The organism is Peribacillus alkalitolerans, from assembly GCF_010882125.1.
Lineage (GTDB): Bacteria > Bacillota > Bacilli > Bacillales > DSM-1321 > Bacillus_BN > Bacillus_BN alkalitolerans.
This window is the reverse complement of the sequence record NZ_JAAGVZ010000004.1, coordinates 138,004-155,459: the sequence shown is the minus strand read 5'-3', so window position 1 is coordinate 155,459 and position 17,456 is coordinate 138,004. Positions and strand designations below refer to the sequence as shown.

Below are 17,456 nucleotides of genomic sequence, written 5' to 3'. Positions count from 1 at the left end.
AAAATTGGTTAAAAAGTTTAAAGTATTATTACTAACTGCTATTGCCTTTGTAATGATGTTCGCTACTTTTGCTCCACAGGGGAACGCAGCGAATTTCCGTAAAGGTTATGATCCTAAAAAGGTAGGAGGAGATTTAGTATTCAGTTCATTCGCTGATGCTACACGATTAACTCCATACACGGTAAGTGATGCGGTATCTAACCGTATTATTGGATTCTTATTCGATGGTCTAGTTTCTACAGATAAGAAAAATCAAATCATTCCAAGCGTTGCAACAAGCTGGAAAGTTGAAAATAACACAAAACGATATACATTCAACATGCGTAAAGATGTTAAATGGCATGATGGTAAGCCATTAACAGCACATGACGTAAAATTCTCTTTTGATATGTACCTTCATAAAGATTCAATCAATCCTTACAAAGGTTCATTTTCAATGATTGACAAAGTTACTGCAAAAGACAACTATACAGTTGTTTTTGATTTAAAAGATCCATCACCACTTTTCTTGTATGCAGTAGGAGCTCCTATCATTCCGAAGCATAAATTCCCTAACGGAGTTAAGAGTTTTAATGATTCTAGTTTCCACCGTAAGCCTGTAGGATCAGGGCCATTCGTTTTCAAAGAGTGGAAAACTGCTCAACGTATTGTTGTTACTGCAAACAAAAACTACTGGGATGGTCGTCCATACCTAGATACAATCACTATGAAAATTCTACCAGATGCTAACGTGGAAGTTGTTAACCTATTAAAAAATCAAGTAGACTTCATCGAGTCTGTTGATCCAAAAATGGTTTCACAAGTTTCTAAAAATAAGAGCTTAAAAGTTAAGAAGTATGACTCCGGTCGCTACGATTATATTGGATTAAATACTGAAGATCCAAGATTCTCTGATAAGAGAGTACGTCAAGCTTTACAATACGGATTAAATCGTAAATCAATCGTAGACAGTGTTATGTTAAAGAATGCGGTTCTAGCTAGTGGTCCAATCCATCCATTAGAAGCACCTTATAATAAAAATGTTAAGCCATATGCTTACGACGTGAAAAAAGCAAATGACTTATTAGATGATGCTGGTTGGAAGATGGGCAAGAGCGGATACCGTGAGAAAAACGGTAAAATCTTTGAAATTGAATTAGCTTACAACAATGGTAATAAAGTACGTGAAGCAATTGCTAAAATTGCTCAACAGGACTGGAAAAAAATTGGTGTTAAAGTTGTACCACGTTCTTGGGATTTCTCTATCGAGCTAGAAAAAATTGATTCTGGTGAAATCGATGCTTACATCATGGCATGGTCACTAGGAACTAACCCAGACAAATATGGATTATGGCATTCTAGTCAAATTCCTGCTAACAACAACCAACGTATTAAAGACAAACGTGTAGACCAAATTATGGAGCAGTTCCGTAAAGAACCAAGTGCTTCTAAACGTAATGCACTATACCAAGAGCTTCACAAAATCCTAAACGATAATGCATACAGCTTATGGACACATCATCCTAAAGGCTTTGCAGGAATGGATAAAGACTTAGCTGGAGTTGAATTCTCACTATATACGCGTTGGTACAACGTTATTGACTGGTACTGGGCTGACGCTAAAAAGAGAAAATAATAGAAAGAAAGATTCTAATGTCGATATCATAGCTCAAATTAACATCAAGAAAATAACATAAATTGACCAGACATTGTAGTAGCCGTAGTGGACCGTCAGGTCTCTACGGCTATTATTCTGAAAGAGATAGATAGAGAAAATTTACGAATTAGAAAGCGGGGGAAATTAAAGTGTGGAAGTATATATTAAGACGTAGTATTCAAGCGATTCCTCTTTTAATTATCATTTCAATTATTTCATTTATATTAATTACAATCGCTCCTGGAGATCCTCTAGATATGTATCGAAGCAGTGAAGGAGCAGAAGCAGTTGATACAACGGCTATTGAATCAAAGCTAGGATTAGATAAACCATTATATATCCAATATTTTAGTTGGTTAAAATTATTGGTGCTAGATGGAAATTTAGGTTATTCATTTGAAGATGGACGTCCAGTTATGGAGAAAATTCTAGAGAGAATTCCAGCAACTATGCTTTTAATGGGTGTAGCAATTTTTTTGTCAGTTATTATTGCTGTACCAATTGGAGTATACTCTGCTGTTAAAAAATATTCATGGTTTGATAATTTATTTACCTCATTTACTTACGTAGGAATTGCTGTTCCTTCTTTTTATTTAGCATTAATGGTCATTTTAGTGTTTTCTTTAAAACTCGATTTATTCCCACCTAGTGATATGATGTCAAACTATGATGAATTTGATTTGATGGATCGAATCAAACATTTAGTATTGCCTGCATCCGTTTTATGCTTCGGACTAATTGCAACCAAGTCACGCTTTACGCGTTCAAGTATGCTAGAAGTTATTAAACAAGATTATGTAAGAACAGCGAGAGCTAAGGGTGTGTCAGAAAAGAAGGTTATATATAAACATGCTTTAAGAAACGCCTTACTGCCTCTTATTACAATCTTGGGATTGCAGCTACCTTCGCTATTTGCTGGAGCCTTATTTATTGAACAAGTTTTTGCTTGGCCTGGTATGGGGCGTTTAGCAATTAATGCCATCTATGTGCGTGACTATCAAGTTATCATGGGAACAACCATGTTCGCTGGTGTAATGGTAGTATTAGGGAATTTAGTGGCGGATATTTTATATGCGATTGTAGATCCAAGAATTCAATACAGTAAGAATTAGAGAGGTGAATAACGATGAGTCTACCAAATACAGTAACTAATCAAAAAACTGTGGTATCAACTGAGTGGCAGGAACAGGGTAAAATTGAAACCCGATCAGCGGTCATATGGAAAAGATATAAGAAAAATAAGCTGGCTGTCACTGGGCTTATCACATTTTCATTATTAATATTAATGGCAATATTTGCTCCTCTACTTACTCCGCATGACCCAACAGAATTTGTGTTGGAGGAACCGAATTTACCACCAAGCCTAGATCACCCATTTGGAACAGATGGTCTAGGGGGAGATGTATTTAGCCGTGTAATTCAAGGAACAAGAGTATCTCTAACCGTGGCTCTTGCAGCTATGTTTTTTACATTATTAATTGGAATATCATACGGTGCCGTTGCAGGTTATTTTGGCGGCATTGTTGATAACATTATGATGCGTATTGTCGACGCTATTCAGTCTATTCCATCATTATTTTTACTTCTAATTATTGCTTCTATCATGGTTCCATCTGTTTGGACTACAGTATTTGTTTTAAGTATCGTTGGTTGGACAGGCATGTCACGTATCGTACGTGGTGAAATTTTGACTTTAAAGCAACGGGATTTCGTAGAAGCAGCTAGAGCTACAGGAGAATTGAAGCCCAGTATTATTTTCTATCATATTCTTCCGAATGCCATAGCTCCTATTACGGTTATTGCTACATTAGATATCGCTGGAAACATTTTAGCAGAAGCAGGTTTAAGTTTCTTAGGTCTAGGGATTCAATCTCCTACTCCAAGCTGGGGCAATATGCTAACTCAAGCACAGGAACTCCCTACATTGATGATGTATCCATGGGTTGCCATTTTCCCAGGTCTATTTATCTTAATCGCAGTATTATCAGTGAACTTTATCGGTGATGGTCTACGTGATGCATTAGATCCGCGTAATAAAAACTAGGAAGGAGGACGACCAATGAACCAAACATTAACGGAGAAAAAAACATTATTACATGTGAAGAATTTAAAAACACATTACTTCACAGAAGAAGGTGTCGTTCCTGCAGTAGACGGAATTGATTTTAAAATTAAAAAAGGTGAAACGTTAGCCATTGTTGGAGAATCTGGGAGTGGAAAAAGCCAAACTTCCTTATCTATTATTAGATTAATACCTTCACCACCTGGAAAAATCGTGGATGGTGAAATCAATTATGATGGAGAGAATCTATTAGAAAAATCGGATAATGAAATGCGGAAAATTCGAGGAAATAAAATCTCGATGATTTTCCAAGAGCCTATGACTTCCCTCAACCCGGTATTTCGAGTGGGTAATCAAATCTCTGAATCATTAATTCTACATCAGGGAATGAATGCACAAGAAGCACTTGAACAATCCATTAAATTATTGAAATTAGTAGGAATTCCTGAAGCTGAGCGTCGTGTTCACGCCTTCCCACATGAGTTGAGTGGTGGGATGAGACAGCGTGTCATGATCGCCATTGCACTTGCATGTAATCCAGAATTATTAATTGCAGACGAGCCTACGACTGCATTGGATGTAACGATTCAAAACCAAATACTAGAGTTAATGAAGGAACTAAAAAATAAACTAGATACATCTATCATGCTCATTACCCACGATTTAGGAGTCGTAGCAGAAATGGCAGACCGAGTGGTGGTAATGTATTCGGGTCAAATAGTAGAACAAGGTGATGTTTTTACTATATTTGAAAATCCAAAGCATCCGTATACTGAAGGTTTATTACGCTCAATGCCTACTCCTGAAAAGAAACAAGGTAAGCTATATGCAATAGAAGGGGTCGTTCCAAACCCTTTAAATCTACCACCAGGGTGTCGATTCGCCCCTCGCTGTGAATATGCAACAGAACTTTGTCATAGAGAAATGCCTGAGGTCATCAATATATCAGAAGAAGAAGTAGTACGTTGTTGGAAATATACTAACCGTTGGGAGGCATAAGAAAAATGCTGAATACTATGTTGGAGCAAGAAAAAGACGTAGAAAAGAAGTCTTCAGTTATTCTGAGTGCCAGAGATGTTACAAAACATTTTCCTATAAAAGGTGGCTTTTTAGGTCGGGTACAAGGTTATGTAAAAGCAGTTGATGGGGTTAGCTTAGATATATATCGTGGAGAAACTCTGGGACTTGTTGGCGAGAGTGGTTGTGGAAAGTCTACCATTGGACGAGTTATGCTTAATTTACTAGAAGCTTCGAGTGGTTCAGTAGAATTTGAAGGTCAGAATATCTTTGATCTTTCAGATGAAAAAATGCGACAAACGCGTAAAGATATGCAGTTGATTTTCCAAGATCCATACTCTTCCCTAAATCCTAGGCTTAGTGTGGGAGATATTATCGGAAGAGTTCTAAAGATTCATGGAATGAAGGATGCTTCTGCAAGAGAGAAACGTGTACAAGAATTATTAGAAACAGTTGGATTAAGTCCTTATCATATTAGAAGATATCCACATGAATTTAGTGGTGGTCAAAGGCAAAGAATAGGTATTGCCAGAGCACTAGCTTTGAATCCTAAATTCCTTGTATTAGATGAAGCGGTATCAGCACTAGATGTTTCGATACAAGCACAAATTGTCAATCTTTTAGAAGAGCTTCAAGAAGAAATGGACCTTACTTATTTATTTGTGTCTCATGGATTGAACATTGTCCGGCACATTAGTAAGCGTGTTGGTGTTATGTATTTAGGTAAATTGGTAGAGTTAGCTGAAGTAGATGAACTATTTGAAAATCCAAAGCATCCTTATACTTTAGCACTTATTTCAGCGAACCCTATAGTTAATCCTAGATTAAGAGATCAAAAGAATCGTATTGTACTTGAAGGAGATGTACCTAGCCCAATTAACCCTCCTTCTGGTTGTCGATTCCATACACGGTGTCCTATGGCTCAGCCGATGTGTAAGGAAGTTGAACCAGAGTTTAAGGAACATAGTGATGGTCATTTTGCCGCATGTCATTTCACACTTAATTAAAAAAAATTTTTATATTATTCGGGACTTTCGAAAGGGTAATGGTCCATATGTCACGAATATATCTATAGGTAATTTCGGTTAAGTGGAGGATTTTAATGGTCAAGAAAATGCTTGTAATAGAGGATGATGCTTTAATTATTGACCAGTACCATCAGTTTTTTTCTACTTCGTTTGAAGTTTTAGATAGTAGGGATGGTATAAGTGGTATGGTAAAGGCTATTCAAGAAAAAGTGGATATAATAATTATTAGTTATGAAGTACCTAAATTGCATGCATTAGAAATATGTAAACAAATTCGTCCCAGTTCAGGTTCACCAATATTTATCACGTATCAAAATCTTCACGAGGATGAAAAAGTGAATTGTTTTGAAGCGGGAGCAGACGACATTATTCAAAAACCAATGAGCTTTCGTGAATTAATGTATAGAATCACGATTCATCTAAAGAAAAACAAGAATTCCGAAGAATTCAAAGAAGAGGAAAACGTGTATACCTTTGGTAATATCACAATGAATAAATCGAGTTATAAAGTATATATTGATTCGGAAGAAGTCCTATTTACAAGAAAAGAATTCGCAATATTGTGGATATTACTTAAAAAAGTTGGTGAAGTTGTTACTCGTCGAGAATTAATGATGACAATTTGGGGATATGATACGCTTCACGATGATCGCATGATTGATACACATTTAAATAGGATCAGAAAGAAAATGCAAATCTATACTCAAGATGTGACTATTTCTACTGTGTGGGGAGTAGGCTATAAAATTGAAAAGAAAAAAATGTATACTCAATCGAAAAACAATGAACAGAAATTAGTTTTTAAAACAGTTGAATTATAAAATCCTTTCATAAATTAAGGGTGACTTAGAAGATCGTTAATGGACGACCTTTTAAGTCACTTTTTTTTTAGCTCAGTTAAACCTGCGGGTTGATTTCCGCTTCGGACGCTCACTTTCAGCGGGTGGTTCGGGAGCCTCCACGTCTCTTGTGCCTGTGGGGTCTCCCTTAACACTCTTTTCCCGAAGGAGTCTCGAGCCTTCCGCTTCAATCAACCTAGTGCCAAATAAACAAAGAGCATTAACATAGCCTATTTTTAAGTTGTAGAATCCTCAATTGTCTTTTCTAACATTTGTAACTACTCTGTAACTTCCTCCTTGTACGATACATTCAAAGCATGTGTGCTTTTAATACAAGTTAATAATGGGGGTAGTGTGGATGAGGAAAAGAAAATTTTCGGCTGTCATGCTTGTGCTATGCTTCTTGCTGATTTTCGCTTCGGCATGTAATTCTAAGTCTTCTTCGGAACCTAAGGAAGAAAAGGAAGAAAGCAAAGAAACAATAAAAATCGGTGTCTTAGCTTCCATGACGGGGGCACTTGAATCTTATGGTAAACAATCGACAAGAGGATTTGAGTTAGGTCTTGATTATGCAACGGACGGTACGAGAGAGGTTGCTGGCAAGAAGATTGAGTTTGTAATTGAAGATACTGAAACAAAGCCAGAGGTTGCGGTTCAAAAAGCTACAAAGTTACTTGAAGAAGATGGTGTAGATTTCTTAGTTGGATCTTCTAGCTCTGGTGATACGTTGGCGGTGCTTCCTTTAGCTGAAGAATACCAAAAGATCATGGTTGTTGAGCCAGCAGTTGCTGATAGTATCACTGGGTCAGAATTCAATCCATATCTATTCCGTACTTCAAGAAACTCCTCACAGGATGCTGTTGCAGGAGCGGCTGCCATCGCTAAGGATGGAGTAAAGATTGCGACATTCGCACCGGATAATTCGTTTGGCCGTGACGGTATTGCTGCTTTTAAAGAAGCCGCAGAAAAGCTTGGAGCTAAAGTCACGCATGAGGAATATGCAGATCCAGCTGCAACTGATTTTACCTCCAATGTTCAAAAGGTAATTGATAACAAGCCAGACTATTTATTTGTTGTATGGGCTGGTGCCAACTCACCTTGGAACCAAATTGTTGATATGAAGGTGCAAGATAAAGGTATCAAAATTTCAACAGGAGCTCCGGATATCGCGGCTCTTGGAACGATGGGCGCGTTGGTGGGAATGGAAGGTTTCAGTGTGTATTATCATGACCTGCCAAAAAATGAAGTCAATAACTGGTTAGTAGAAGAACATAAGAAACGTTTTAATGGAGAGGTCCCAGATTTGTTCACTCCTGGTGGCATGAGTGCTGCGATTGCTATTGTAGAAGCACTTAAACAATCAGAGGGAGATACAGATTCTGAAAAGCTGATTGAAACAATGGAGGGAATGAGCTTTGAAACTCCTAAAGGAAAAATGACATTCCGTAAAGAAGATCATCAAGCTCTTCAAACGTTGTATGCAATCAAGCTAGAGAATAAAGATGGAGTTCCGTATCCAGTACCCGTGTTAATTCGCGAATTGACACCAGAAGAAACGGCTCCGCCAATCCGTAATTAATTAACCGAAGGGGCCGACCCAAAGATACTAGCGCTGTAAGCTCTCTAAGATTAGTAGAGAACTAAGTGCTTGGCTCTTCAACTTGGGTCAGCCCCTTCTTTCAAAATGAAAGGAGTGGGCAGTATGTCCGTACTACTTCAAACGAATGGGGTCGGCATTGCCTTCGGGGCACATAAAGCAGTGGATGGTGTCACATTTTCGGTGAAAGAGAATGAGTTTAAATCGATAATTGGTCCCAATGGAGCAGGAAAAACAACGCTGTTTAATTTATTAAGTGGTCAACTGGCAACTACAGAAGGAAGAATTAGATTCCAACATCAGGACGTGACAAAATTATCTCCTATGGAAAGAACGAGGCTTGGAATGGGAAGGTCGTTTCAAATAACAAATGTCTTTCCCAACCTGACAGTTTTAGAGAATGTCAGATTAGCAGTGCAATCCCAACAAAAGGTTCGATACCAAATGCTTCAGCATTTTAAAAAGTATAAGGAATTTGAAGAGAGGGCGCATCATTGGCTTCAGTTAGTTCGTCTTGAAAATAAGTCGGGTACTTTGGCCAAAAACTTGGCTCATGGCGAAAAAAGAAAATTGGAAATTGCAATGATTTTAGCACTGGAACCTTCACTTCTATTACTGGATGAACCAACTGCAGGAATGTCACTTGAAGATGTTCCTATGATTCTGGAGGTCATCAAAAATATTAAGAAAGAAGGTAATAAAACGATCTTATTGATTGAACACAAGATGGACATGATTATGGATTTATCTGATAGCATCATGGTCCTTTTTAACGGCAAGCTTTTAGCCGATGGAACACCTCGAGACATCATGGACAATGAAACCGTACAAACTGCATATTTAGGAGGACTATACGATGAATACACTGCTTAGTCTTTCAAATGTTGAAACGTATATCGGGCAATACCATATCCTCCAGGATATATCCTTCCAAGTGCCTCAAGGAGAAGTCACAGTCCTGTTAGGTAGGAACGGGGCCGGAAAGACGACTACTTTACGGTCTATTATGGGGTTAAACCCACCTTCAAAAGGTTCTGTCCTTTATAAAGGCAAAAGCATTCAAGGCTTGCCACCGTATGAGATTGCCAATTTGGGGATGGGGTATGTGCCGGAGGATCAAGGTATTTTTGGTGAATTAACGGTTGAAGAAAACATGAAGGTTGCGATAAGGAAAGAAGATGATGAAACTCTTAAAAAGGTTGAATGGATTCTTCAGCTTTTTCCAGATTTGAAGACCTTCTGGAAAAAACAAGGTGGATTTCTGAGTGGAGGTCAGAAGCAAATGCTTTCGATAGCCCGTGCCTATGTTCGTGAAAGCGATTTACTTTTGATAGACGAACCAAGTAAAGGACTTGCCCCAATAGTGGTAGAGAAAGTAATGGATTCAATTCAACAAATGAAGCAAAAAACGACCATTGTGCTAGTTGAGCAGAACTTTTTAATGGCAAGTGCGATAGGGGACAGCTTCTATATTATTGACGATGGCAGAACCGTATACAATGGGCGAATGAACGAACTCCGCGAAGATGAAGTCCTTAGAAGAAAATATTTAGGAATTGCGTAAGGAGGTGCCATATGGAATTGTTTTTTAATTTGACCATCAATGGATTGGCGACAGGGATGTTGATATTTCTATTGGCAGCCGGACTTACGCTGATTTTTGGTCTGATGGATGTCCTGAATTTTGCCCATGGAGGATTGTTTGCCTGGGGTGCTTATAGTGGAGTATGGGTGTATGCGCTGACAGACAGCTTTCTAGTGGGAATCTTGGGGGCAATTTTGACTGGCTTAATATTAGGATTTATTACAGAAAAGTGGATCATCAAACCTGTTTATGGCAATCATGTTCAGCAAATCTTAATTACATTAGGCTTCATGTTGGTTTTATCAGAATTATTAAAAGTCGTTTGGGGTCCTAATCAAATTGCCGTTTCTGCGCCTGAGTATTTAAAGGGAAGCTGGGAAATAGGTGACATCCTTATCATCAAGTACAGAGCATTCATTATTTTGGTAGGTGCTTTAGTTTACTTCATAATTCATTACATCCTAAAGAAAACGAAAATTGGATTGATAGTACGTGCTGGAGTAATGAATAAAGAAATGATTCAAGCTTTAGGTATCAACATTAACCGAGTGTTTCTATATGTATTTATGGCGGGTGCTGCGATGGCAGCTTTAGGTGGAGCGTTATTAGGGCCATATTCAGGTGTGATCCATGCGGAAATGGGGCTGGAATTCGCAATTCTAGCGTTCATCGTAGTTGTCATTGGAGGTATGGGGAATATTACTGGATCGGTTTTAGCGGCAATATTGGTTGGTTTAACAGGTTCTTATATGGCCTACTATGTACCAGACCTATCTTTAGCAGTCAACATGATTTTAATGGCGGTCGTATTAATATTTAAACCAACTGGGTTGTTCGCGGTGAAGGGGTGATGAGATGAAACTGACACATAAATGGAAGGAAGATAAAGTAAATCTACTATTTCTTTTCGTAAGTTTAGGATTGTTTATTTTTCCGTTTGTATATGAAGACAGGAACTTGCTAATTCTCTTTACCCAAATTTTTATCTTTGCAATATTTGCGATGAGCTATGACATTCTACTTGGATACACCGGGATTGTATCATTTGGTCACGCTATGTTCTTCGGTATTGGTGCTTATTCTGCCAGTATTTTTTTGAAGAGGTTTGAGCCTGATTTGATGTTTGTCGTTCTAGCCATTTTAGTAGGGATACTGTTATCAGCCGTGGTGAGTTTTGTTGTCGGTTTGATGACTTTACGCCTGAAAAGTCACTTTTATGCAATGCTGACACTAGCATTATCTGGATTATTTCTGGTGGCTGCCGAAAAATGGAGAACACTTACGTATGGGAATGACGGTTTTACTTTTAGGGTTCCAGAAGTTTTCCGTGATCGTACCAGCTTCTATTTAATCTGCCTCGTATGTATGGTTTTGGTTTTCTTTTGTTTAAAGCGATTCATTCATTCTCCGCTAGGGAGGGTATTGGTTGCGATAAAGGAAAATGAACATCGAACTGAATCTCTTGGATATAAGGTCCTTCATTATAAGGTAATTGCCAGTGTCGTATCCGGAATATTAGCAAGCCTTGCGGGTTCTTTATATGCTTTATCACTCCGCTTTGTCAATACGAGTGTTTTTACAATGGATATAACATTGGATGCACTGCTTATGACGATTATCGGTGGAGTTGGAACGCTTATCGGTGCGGTGATTGGATCAGGAATCATTGAGTTTGCCCACCATTGGCTCACAGGGCTATCGAAAGTCCATTGGATTTTTGAGAGATGGATTATCCTGTTTGGAATTGTTTTTATTCTTGCTGTGATGTTCTTCCCTCAAGGAATTGTTGGAAGTATCACTTTATTGAAGGAAAAAAAGAAAGTGAAAAAGACAAAAGTTGAATCAGATAAAAAATTGGCTGGCTAGGAGGAGGAATCATGAGTGCTCCAAGTGTCACCTCTTTCATTGTCCGTTTTCATCTTGCAAGTATGGAGCCGGAGAGTGGTCAAAAGAAGTGGAGAATCAAAGTAACCCATGTCCAAGATGAAACAGAAATGACGTTTGAGAATATCGAAGAAGTATCGTTATTCCTACAGGATTGGATGCAATCGAATGATGTAATGGATAAAGTCTAAATGGAGGGGAGAAGGTATGGCGGATATTGGGATAATCGGGTGGGGGACTTATTTGCCCGAATCATATCAAACCTCAAAAGAAATAAGCGAACTAGCAGGAATGCCACAGGAAATTGTAGAAAGAAAACTAGGAATCTTAAAAAAAACGATACCTGGTGAAGATGATCATACCTGTGAAATGGGAATTTGGGCTGCCAGAAAAGCCATTCAAAAAGCAAAGATTGACCCAAACGATATAGATGGAATCATTTATATAGGAGAAGAGCATAAAGAATATCCACTCTGGACAGCGGGCATCAAACTACAGCATGAGATTGGAGCCGTAAATGCCTGGGCTTTTGACATGGCTCTTCGATGCGGAACGACTATCATGGCTCTTAAGTTAGCGAAGGACATTCTCCGTTCTGATCCAGGTGTTAAAACGATTCTTTTGGCGGGTGGATATAGAAATGGTGACTTTATAGATTACAAGAATGAGAGAACCCGTTTCATGTTCAACCTTGGTACAGGTGGAGGAGCCATTATCCTACAAAAAGGTGTTTCAAGCAATCTATTGCTCGAAAGTTCCATCATTACGGATGGTTCTTTTTCTGAAGACGTTGTGGTAGTTGCTGGGGGAACAAAGCATCCAATATCAAAGGAAGCCATTGACCAGAGTTTAAATAAGCTCGATGTATTGGACCCACAAGGGATGAAGGCGCGCCTGGAAGAGAAATCGATGGAAAATTTTCTATATGTCATCAGGGAAGCTCTAAGAAAAAGTGGTTATTCCGAGCAAGACATTAATTATTTAGGAATCCTTCATATGAAAAAATCAGCACATGATTATGTACTGTCTCAGTTAGGGCTTGAGGAGGATCAGTCGATTTATTTGAATAAGTATGGTCATATTGGTCAAATTGATCAAATTTTATCTCTAGAGTTAGCAGAACAACAAGGCAAATTAAAAATCGGGGATATTGTGGTTTTAGTGAGCGCTGGAATTGGATATGCATGGGGAGCTACGGTTATTCGCTGGGGAGAATAGAGGAGGAGTGGTGACTATGATTACATTGAAGAGTGTTACATTACCAAATGGTGAAACTTTAGGGTACAGAGAACGTGAAAGTGGGGAAAAAATTGTCCTTCTGGTCCATGGCAACATGACATCCTCTATGCACTGGGATCTGTTAATGGAAGCGTTTGACCATCAATATAAAATATACGCAGTCGATATGAGAGGGTTCGGAATCTCCACCTATTTGAAACCAGTAGAATCCATTAAGGACTTTGCAGACGACATAAAATCTTTCGTCGATGAACTAGGATTAAAGGATTTTGCAATGGTTGGATGGTCAACAGGAGGAGCGGTATCCATGGAGTTTTGTGCAGATTATCCTGGGTATTGCAATCAGTTGGTTTTATTGGCTTCTGCTTCGACTAGAGGATACCCGTTCTTTGGCACAAATGAAGACGGAGCATTGGATGTAACGAAGCGATTATCTACATTGGAAGACATTAAAAAAGATCCTATCCGGACTATTCCCATCCAAGGGGCGTATGATTCGGGTAATAAAGAGCTCCTAAAGGCGATATGGAATAGTTTGATTTATACGAAAAACCAACCAAGTGCTGAACAATACGATGAATATTTAGATGATATGCTTACACAACGTAACTTAGCTGAGGTGTATCATTCATTGAATACATTTAATATCAGCAATGAATCTGGAGTGAGGGCAGGTTCTAGCAAGGTGGAGAAAATTTGCATCCCAGTTCTTATCCTTCGTGGGGACGAGGATTTGGTTGTGACGGACACCATGACAAAAGAGATCATACAGGATCTTGGTCCAGTTGCTAAGTATATTGAACTTACGGGTTGTGGGCACTCTCCCCTCATTGATAACTTAGATTTATTGAAGACTTCTATCACAAATTTTTTACAAGAGACGGAGAACAAGCAATATGAGATTAAAGGATAAAGTAGCAATCATTACAGGTGGAGCGAATGGCATCGGTTGGGAAGCAGTCCAAGTTTTCCTCAGGGAAGGAGCCTCTGTGGCAATAGCAGATTTTGACGAGGAGAACGGCTCTCAGAGACTTTCTTCCTTGCAGGGATATATAGAGAACACAGCTTTTTTCCAAGTGAATGTAGCGGACCGTGCTAGTGTGGATCGCATGGTTGAGCGTGTACTACAAAGGTTTGGAAAAATTGATATTTTGATTAATAATGCGGGGATTACCCGTGATGCTATGCTGACGAAGCTCAGCGTGGATGATTTCCAAAAAGTATTGGATGTCAACTTGACTGGTGTATTTCATTGCACACAGGCAGTAGTTCCAACTATGATCAGCCAAGGATTCGGAAAAATCATCAACACCTCCTCCGTTTCAGGAGTGTATGGAAACGTCGGTCAAACAAATTATGCTGCAGCCAAATCGGGCTTGATTGGTATGACAAAAACGTGGGCTAAAGAGTTGGGACGTAAAGGAATCAATGTCAATGCCGTTGCTCCAGGATTCATTGCCACTGGAATGGTAGAAACGGTTCCAGAAAAGGTCATCCAGCAGCTAACTAGTACAATCCCACTTCAAAGGTTGGGTAAGCCGGAAGATATCGCAAATGCGTATCTATTCCTATCTTCCGAAGAATCTAACTATGTGAATGGTACAGTGCTTCATGTAGATGGTGGGATAATGATGTAAATAGTCAAAAGCTTAGGTGAAAACCTAAGCATTTTTATTTTCACCTTAACAATGTAACTCATCTGTAACTATCGCTTTTTATAGTATAGCTATCTATTGAAGCGAGGGGGGACGCATATGCTAGAGATAGACTGGCTTTATAAAAGGGCTATGATGACACCTGCAAAAATAGCTGTTCACAATGCGGAAACTCTAGAATCATATACATATATGGAATTAAATGAACGCGCGGAACTACAAGCGTCCGTTTTTGCCTTACAGGGTGTAAAAAAAGGGGACCGTGTTGCGCTGTTGTCAGTAAACGATGTATGTTATTTGGATTATTTATTTGGTTGTCTTAAACTGGGGGCCATATTTGTTCCCTTAAACTGGAGGCTTTCAGAAAGGGAATTAAGGTATATTTTAGACGATTGCGACCCTGCTTGGATTGGAGTTCAGAATCAATTCCAACCGCTAATTTCAGATAATTACAAGGATATCTGCTTTGATTTGGATTTTCTGCCCATTCCATTTGAGAAACATGAGCACACGAGAGAATGGCCACCGGAAACACCTGCAGTCATCATTTATACAGGAGGGACAACAGGCTATCCAAAAGGGGCGGTATTATCCAATAAAGCTTTATTCACAAATGCAGTAAATACAATCATTAGCTGGGGATTGGCAAATGATGACTGTACAATAACTTATTTGCCGATGTTCCATACGGGCGGTTTGAATGCTTTGACTCTACCTATTCTGCTTGCAGGAGGGACGGTCGTAATAACATCTGGCTTTGAGGCTGAAGCCGTTGTGGAAAACCTAGTCAGGTTCAAATGTACGATAGTATTACTAGTACCCACTATGTATCACTTAGTCATTCAGACAGATGCTTTTCATAAAACGAACTTTCACAATATGAGGGTCTTCTTATCTGGAGGGGCTCCGTGTCCTCTTGAAGTTTATGATGCGTTTAAAATGAAGGGAATTCCTTTTAAAGAAGGATATGGATTATCAGAAGCTGGTCCGAATAATTTTTACATTGATCCAATAGATGCAGCTGTTAAAAAGGGATCAATAGGGAAGCCGATGTTATTAAACGATGTTAAATTAGTTGATGGGGAAAAAGAGATTTCGAACCATGATGAGGTGGGTGAACTACTTATTTCTGGGGGGCACACATTCCTCAAATATTGGAATAAGGAAGAAGAAACAAGGAACACCTTAATAAATGGATGGCTCCATACAGGAGATTTAGCTAAAAGAGACATTGAAGGATATTATTATATTGTAGGACGAAAAAAAGATTTGATCATAACAGGTGGAGAAAATGTGTATCCATTGGAAGTAGAGCAAGTATTGTCTGCCCATCCATTCGTTTCGGAAGCTGCCGTCATCGGGATGCCGCACTTGAAATGGGGAGAAGAAGTGGTAGCATTTGTTTCAACCAAGCAACATGAAGGGATATCTGTTGAGGATTTAAAAGGATATTGCTCTCAAACCTTGGCAAAATACAAAGTTCCTAAACGCTTTTATTTATTACCAGAATTACCGAAGACCCACGTAGGAAAAATCGATAAAAAGGCATTAAAAGAGGGAGTAGATTCCTATTCATTTGAATAGGGACCTACTCCCTTTTTTATGAAGATATAAAAGTATAACTCTTGGAGCAGAGTCTAGCTCCAATGCCCAGCGACTAGTGTGCTTCCGCACCCCTCCTTACGCTAAGTCAACATCGAATCACTATCCTTCTTCGTGTTTCCTTTATCTCATACGGGGTTCGTCCAGCCCATAAGTCGCTAAGCACAAAGAAAAGCTTCTAAGAATAATCCTCGCAGGGACAATCGGCTTTTGGATTGTCCCGAGGGCGCTTGCGCTTTTCTAATTATCTAGTAGCCTTTTGCAACTTATGAATAACCTCGAGTGAACGTCCAGTTCCGATTGCAACTGACTCGAGTGGGTTAGGTGCAATATGAACGGGAACAACGATTACTTCGCTCAGCCATTCTTGGAGACCATTTAGGAGTGCTCCTCCACCAGTCAAGATAACACCTTGATCCACAATATCACCGCTAAGTTCTGGTGGGCAATTTTCTAGTGTCGCACGGATTGCTTCAAGAATATGCATCAAGGATTCTTTGATGGCATCTTGGATTTCAGTCGATTTTATATTAACCGTTTTTGGCAATCCAGATACAAGGTCACGACCACGTACATCCATTGTTCTATCTTCATGTCCAATTGGAGCGTAACCAATTTCGATTTTAATTTGCTCAGAAGTTCTTTCTCCAATTAGGAGATTGTATTTTTTTCTAACATATTGAATGATATCTTCATCCATCTGATCTCCACCGATTCGGATAGAATTACAAGAAACGATACCACCAAACGAAATAATGGCAACTTCTGTAGTTCCGCCTCCAATATCAACTATGACATTTGCAATAGGCTCGTCCACTGGTAGGTCAGAACCAATCGCTGCTGCTACTGGTTCCTCGATTAGATGGACGTGCTTAGCACCACAATTTTTTACTGAATCATGGATGGCCCTTCTTTCAACAGAAGTGGATCCTGACGGTGTACAAACGACTACTACAGGTTTGCTGATGGATAGACCTAGTTTTTTACCGGCCTTCTTCATTATATGTTTCAGCATTTGTGTTGTAATATCGAAATCGGCAATAACACCGTCTTTCAGTGGTCGTACTGCCACGATTTTACCTGGCGTTTTTCCAATCATATCTTTTGCCTCTTGACCAACGGCAAGGACATTCTTTGTTTCAGTATCAATCGCCACCACAGATGGCTCATTCAGAACTATACCTTTATTTTTGCTATATACAAGTGTGTTTGCAGTTCCTAGATCAATACCTATCTCTGTATTTGTAAACATATATAGTCACCCCTTCAATCGGTTTGACCCCCATAAGAGCATTCTACACAAAAACCACGT

The 17,456-nt window shown here is 39.1% G+C and carries 17 protein-coding genes; 16 read left to right on the top strand and 1 reads right to left on the bottom strand.

The features are described from left to right. Positions 1 to 4: 4 nt before the first annotated feature. The 16 genes from G3O09_RS06900 to G3O09_RS06825 all read left to right on the top strand — a co-directional run bounded on the left by G3O09_RS06900 (position 5) and on the right by G3O09_RS06825 (position 16,126). Positions 5 to 1,615: an ABC transporter substrate-binding protein gene (locus tag G3O09_RS06900; protein WP_163100759.1), complete on the top strand. Its 1,611-nt coding sequence runs from the start codon at positions 5 to 7 to the stop codon at positions 1,613 to 1,615. A gap of 170 nt (positions 1,616 to 1,785) precedes the next feature. Further along, entirely contained in the window at positions 1,786 to 2,748 is a 963-nt protein-coding gene (locus G3O09_RS06895) for an ABC transporter permease (protein WP_163100758.1), read from the top strand. Positions 2,749 to 2,762: 14 nt separating this feature from the next. Continuing rightward, on the top strand, positions 2,763 to 3,680 hold the full coding sequence (gene opp4C, locus G3O09_RS06890) for an oligopeptide ABC transporter permease (RefSeq protein ID WP_163100757.1): 918 nt from the start codon (positions 2,763 to 2,765) through the stop codon (positions 3,678 to 3,680). Between the two features lie 15 nt (positions 3,681 to 3,695). Beyond that, the gene (locus tag G3O09_RS06885; protein ID WP_163100756.1) at positions 3,696 to 4,697 is read left to right on the top strand and encodes an ABC transporter ATP-binding protein; all 1,002 of its coding nucleotides are present in this window, start codon (positions 3,696 to 3,698) and stop codon (positions 4,695 to 4,697) included. Between the two features lie 5 nt (positions 4,698 to 4,702). Next, positions 4,703 to 5,722: an ABC transporter ATP-binding protein gene (locus G3O09_RS06880; protein WP_163100755.1), complete on the top strand. Its 1,020-nt coding sequence runs from the start codon at positions 4,703 to 4,705 to the stop codon at positions 5,720 to 5,722. 95 nt (positions 5,723 to 5,817) lie between these two features. Next, complete coding sequence (locus G3O09_RS06875; RefSeq protein ID WP_163100754.1) at positions 5,818 to 6,564, top strand: response regulator transcription factor; 747 nt, start codon at positions 5,818 to 5,820, stop codon at positions 6,562 to 6,564. Positions 6,565 to 6,940: 376 nt separating this feature from the next. Beyond that, positions 6,941 to 8,161: a substrate-binding domain-containing protein gene (locus G3O09_RS06870; RefSeq protein ID WP_163100753.1), complete on the top strand. Its 1,221-nt coding sequence runs from the start codon at positions 6,941 to 6,943 to the stop codon at positions 8,159 to 8,161. Positions 8,162 to 8,284: 123 nt separating this feature from the next. Further along, entirely contained in the window at positions 8,285 to 9,052 is a 768-nt protein-coding gene (locus G3O09_RS06865) for an ABC transporter ATP-binding protein (protein ID WP_163100752.1), read from the top strand. Next, entirely contained in the window at positions 9,036 to 9,743 is a 708-nt protein-coding gene (locus tag G3O09_RS06860; protein WP_163100751.1) for an ABC transporter ATP-binding protein, read from the top strand. The genes G3O09_RS06865 and G3O09_RS06860 overlap by 17 nt, the downstream gene beginning before the upstream one ends. Before the next feature lie 11 nt (positions 9,744 to 9,754). Further along, complete coding sequence (locus G3O09_RS06855; RefSeq protein WP_163100750.1) at positions 9,755 to 10,615, top strand: branched-chain amino acid ABC transporter permease; 861 nt, start codon at positions 9,755 to 9,757, stop codon at positions 10,613 to 10,615. A gap of 4 nt (positions 10,616 to 10,619) precedes the next feature. After that, positions 10,620 to 11,630 (top strand): branched-chain amino acid ABC transporter permease, encoded by a 1,011-nt coding sequence (locus G3O09_RS06850; protein ID WP_163100749.1) that lies wholly within the window; start codon positions 10,620 to 10,622, stop codon positions 11,628 to 11,630. Between the two features lie 11 nt (positions 11,631 to 11,641). After that, complete coding sequence (locus G3O09_RS06845; RefSeq protein ID WP_163100748.1) at positions 11,642 to 11,839, top strand: hypothetical protein; 198 nt, start codon at positions 11,642 to 11,644, stop codon at positions 11,837 to 11,839. A 16-nt stretch (positions 11,840 to 11,855) separates the two neighbouring features. Then, entirely contained in the window at positions 11,856 to 12,866 is a 1,011-nt protein-coding gene (locus G3O09_RS06840) for a 3-oxoacyl-ACP synthase (protein WP_163100747.1), read from the top strand. A 16-nt stretch (positions 12,867 to 12,882) separates the two neighbouring features. After that, positions 12,883 to 13,800 (top strand): intracellular short-chain-length polyhydroxyalkanoate depolymerase, encoded by a 918-nt coding sequence (phaZ, locus tag G3O09_RS06835; RefSeq protein ID WP_163100746.1) that lies wholly within the window; start codon positions 12,883 to 12,885, stop codon positions 13,798 to 13,800. Further along, positions 13,784 to 14,524, top strand: a complete 741-nt coding sequence (gene fabG, locus G3O09_RS06830; RefSeq protein ID WP_163100745.1) for a 3-oxoacyl-ACP reductase FabG — start codon at positions 13,784 to 13,786, stop codon at positions 14,522 to 14,524. The genes phaZ and fabG overlap by 17 nt, the downstream gene beginning before the upstream one ends. 117 nt (positions 14,525 to 14,641) lie before the next feature. Continuing rightward, positions 14,642 to 16,126: a class I adenylate-forming enzyme family protein gene (locus tag G3O09_RS06825; protein WP_163100744.1), complete on the top strand. Its 1,485-nt coding sequence runs from the start codon at positions 14,642 to 14,644 to the stop codon at positions 16,124 to 16,126. 262 nt (positions 16,127 to 16,388) lie between these two features. On the opposite strand, the gene mreBH is transcribed toward G3O09_RS06825, so the two are convergent. Continuing rightward, complete coding sequence (gene mreBH / locus G3O09_RS06820; RefSeq protein ID WP_163100743.1) at positions 16,389 to 17,396, bottom strand: rod-share determining protein MreBH; 1,008 nt, start codon at positions 17,394 to 17,396, stop codon at positions 16,389 to 16,391. Between the last annotated feature and the right edge of the window lie 60 nt (positions 17,397 to 17,456).

Excerpts from the sequence above, each read along its gene's own strand:
- G3O09_RS06850 (WP_163100749.1), top strand. The coding sequence starts at position 10,620 with ATGAAACTGACACATAAATGGAAGGAAGATAAAGTAAATCTACTATTT.
- G3O09_RS06865 (WP_163100752.1), top strand. The coding sequence starts at position 8,285 with ATGTCCGTACTACTTCAAACGAATGGGGTCGGCATTGCCTTCGGGGCA.
- G3O09_RS06870 (WP_163100753.1), top strand. The coding sequence starts at position 6,941 with ATGAGGAAAAGAAAATTTTCGGCTGTCATGCTTGTGCTATGCTTCTTG.
- G3O09_RS06840 (WP_163100747.1), top strand. The coding sequence starts at position 11,856 with ATGGCGGATATTGGGATAATCGGGTGGGGGACTTATTTGCCCGAATCA.
- G3O09_RS06855 (WP_163100750.1), top strand. The coding sequence starts at position 9,755 with ATGGAATTGTTTTTTAATTTGACCATCAATGGATTGGCGACAGGGATG.
- fabG (WP_163100745.1), top strand. The coding sequence starts at position 13,784 with ATGAGATTAAAGGATAAAGTAGCAATCATTACAGGTGGAGCGAATGGC.
- phaZ (WP_163100746.1), top strand. The coding sequence starts at position 12,883 with ATGATTACATTGAAGAGTGTTACATTACCAAATGGTGAAACTTTAGGG.
- G3O09_RS06875 (WP_163100754.1), top strand. The coding sequence starts at position 5,818 with ATGGTCAAGAAAATGCTTGTAATAGAGGATGATGCTTTAATTATTGAC.
- G3O09_RS06825 (WP_163100744.1), top strand. The coding sequence starts at position 14,642 with ATGCTAGAGATAGACTGGCTTTATAAAAGGGCTATGATGACACCTGCA.
- G3O09_RS06860 (WP_163100751.1), top strand. The coding sequence starts at position 9,036 with ATGAATACACTGCTTAGTCTTTCAAATGTTGAAACGTATATCGGGCAA.
- opp4C (WP_163100757.1), top strand. The coding sequence starts at position 2,763 with ATGAGTCTACCAAATACAGTAACTAATCAAAAAACTGTGGTATCAACT.
- G3O09_RS06880 (WP_163100755.1), top strand. The coding sequence starts at position 4,703 with ATGCTGAATACTATGTTGGAGCAAGAAAAAGACGTAGAAAAGAAGTCT.
- G3O09_RS06845 (WP_163100748.1), top strand. The coding sequence starts at position 11,642 with ATGAGTGCTCCAAGTGTCACCTCTTTCATTGTCCGTTTTCATCTTGCA.
- G3O09_RS06885 (WP_163100756.1), top strand. The coding sequence starts at position 3,696 with ATGAACCAAACATTAACGGAGAAAAAAACATTATTACATGTGAAGAAT.
- mreBH (WP_163100743.1), bottom strand. The coding sequence starts at position 17,396 with ATGTTTACAAATACAGAGATAGGTATTGATCTAGGAACTGCAAACACA.